This window comes from Tychonema sp. LEGE 06208, from assembly GCF_015207505.1.
Classification (GTDB): Bacteria; Cyanobacteriota; Cyanobacteriia; order Cyanobacteriales; family Microcoleaceae; genus Microcoleus.
Genome location: NZ_JADEWT010000214.1, coordinates 1 through 2,421 on the forward strand (window position 1 = coordinate 1; position 2,421 = coordinate 2,421).

Below are 2,421 nucleotides of genomic sequence, written 5' to 3' on the forward strand. Positions count from 1 at the left end.
AATATTGTCAGGAAATAGTTGTTGAATTAATGAAAATAAGACCTAATAAATTGCCATTTTTTCAGAAGGGTATGAGAGCTATGTCCTTGATTGAGTCTATGTTTTAACGGGGTTGTCACCCCGTCAGTATAAAAACTTTAGTCCAAGCAGAGGGAGACTAAAGAATAAATTGGCTCTTTAAGGAGGATTTAGTATTAGCCATATTTTGTATCACTAATGACCAATGACTAATGACCAATAACTAATGACTAATGACTATTAATTTTCATACTCAAATCCAGCCAAGTCGATCGCGTAATTGGAGCACTGGTAGAAATATAATCAACTCCGGTTTCCGCCACACTCCGAATAGTTTCTAAAGTCACATTCCCAGACGCTTCAATTTTCACCCGATCGCTCTTTTCGCGAATTATTGCCACGGCCTGCCGCATTAAGTCAAAGGACATATTGTCTAACATGATAATATCCGCCTTGTGCTGCAATGCTGTCTGCACTTCGGCGAGAGTTTCGGTTTCGACTTCGATTGTCAGCGGATAGGGGATAGAATTGCGAATTAGGGCGATCGCCTCGGCAATTCCCCCAGCCGCTGCAATGTGATTATCTTTAATCATCACTGCGTCATCCAATCCCATCCGGTGATTGCAAGCGCCGCCGATTTGAGTTGCGTATTTTTCCAACAATCTCAACCCCGGTGTTGTCTTGCGGGTATCGACTAATTGCACGGGTAAATCGGCAATTTTGTCAACATATTTGTGAGTTAAAGTAGCGATGCCGCTCAAACGCATTGCCAAGTTTAATGCTACTCTTTCTCCGGTTAGCAGCGCATCGAAATTGCCGGAAATTTCGGCAATTACTTCTCCTTTTTCGCACAGTTTCCCTTCCGCTACTTGGGGGATGAAACTGAGGCTGCTATCTAAAAGTTTAAATGTGCGCTCGGCGATCGGCAATCCCGCAATGACTCCAGTTTCTTTGACTATCCATTTAGCGGTACCCTGGATGCTGGCTGCGGGGAATAAGGCCGATGTTGTGCGATCGCCCCTACCGATATCTTCTAGCAGCCAGTTGTGCAATAGGGAGTCTAAAACTATCCAAGGTGGCAATATTGCTGTCATGTTTTCTTTGTGATTCCTGCTACTAGGAACAATAGTCGATCGCGTAATTTTCGGCAAGTTGTAAGATAGTGATGGTGTTGGTGCGATTTTGGGCGATCGCACTACATAATGGGCTATTCTGTTGCTGACATTGGGTTTTGGTGGTTTAATGGAGTAGATGGGCGATCGCGAGTAAAAACAATGATACAGCCAGTCATTTTTAAAAGAGAGTAAAAAATGATGATAGAAACCGCCATCTTAAAAAATCTCGAAAAATTACCTGAATCTGTCAAACAGACCGTCCTTGACTATATAGAATTTCTGGTGAAGCGATACGCCCAAGAGCCTCCTAAAACGGAAAAAGCTGCCAAGCGAGGCGGAATTGGCATTTGGAAAGGTAAAATCTGGATGTCTGATGATTTGGATGAACCGCTTGAGGATTTAAAGAATTATATCTAAATAGGGAATCCTCAGCAATACACTTGTAGTTATATGTCATGCCCATTGGTACTTAGGTGTAATTCAAATGGACTTTCATCAAGCTCCGTCCTCATTTTCATCGCTACAGCTCTTCGAGTAGCTGGAATACCTCATAGTTATTGAATCCGGTAAAAACGACACTCCCTGGATTCGCGTGGATAAGCTCACTGAGTTATTTGATAAAAAATATGGGGTGTCACTTGAGTTATTGGCAAAAGTTCAAGGTTATAGCGACGGTTTGAGGAGTCTTTTGACAAGTAGCGGGCGCTTTTCAATCTACGGTACTCCAATACCGCAAGAGTTTTATGTAGCTCTTCTTCAGGCAGTAGTCCCTAGTTTTCACCAGTCTCAAGCAACCTCAATCAAAGACAGAATTAAGCTAAGCGTAAACGATCTGAGAAAGTCAATGAGAGTTTGCCGACGATATTGAAGGCTGAGGGTGCTGAAGATATCTCACCTCACGAATTCCAAAGAATTTCAGAATATCAGCCAATCTTAGTTGTTGACATTAAATCAGTAACTGACTTGGAAATCGCTTTGATAGAAATCATCAAAAGTTTGACGGCAAATCATCCTAAAATATTTGTGACAATTGCAGTATTGAGTAAAAGATTTCGCGATTATTATAAGCAACCAATACGAACTGTAATACGAAGTATAGTCATTTCAAATAAGTATGAGACTATTTAAAAATGAGGTAAAATGAATAAAAATAGTGAAGCTGCTAGGAAAATGTCTTACAGTATTGATTTGAGAAAAAGAGTAGTGGATTATGTAGAAAATGGCGGTCGTATCGCTCAAGCTGCCGGACTTTTTAAGGTAGGAAGGGCAACGATATATCGGTGGCTGG

The 2,421-nt window shown here is 41.4% G+C and carries 3 protein-coding genes; 2 read left to right on the plus strand and 1 reads right to left on the minus strand.

What is annotated here, in order from left to right:
• Window positions 1-248: 248 nt before the first annotated feature.
• On the minus strand, window positions 249-1,112 hold the full coding sequence (gene nadC / locus IQ263_RS27940; protein WP_194071278.1) for a carboxylating nicotinate-nucleotide diphosphorylase: 864 nt from the start codon (window positions 1,110-1,112) through the stop codon (window positions 249-251).
• 216 nt (window positions 1,113-1,328) lie between these two features.
• Here nadC and vapB point away from each other — a divergent pair, with 216 nt between their 5' ends.
• On the plus strand, window positions 1,329-1,550 hold the full coding sequence (vapB, locus tag IQ263_RS27945) for a type II toxin-antitoxin system VapB family antitoxin (RefSeq protein WP_228050435.1): 222 nt from the start codon (window positions 1,329-1,331) through the stop codon (window positions 1,548-1,550).
• Between the two features lie 753 nt (window positions 1,551-2,303).
• Window positions 2,304-2,421: IS630 transposase-related protein (locus IQ263_RS27950; RefSeq protein WP_194066405.1), on the plus strand; the 118-nt coding region annotated here is incomplete at its 3' end.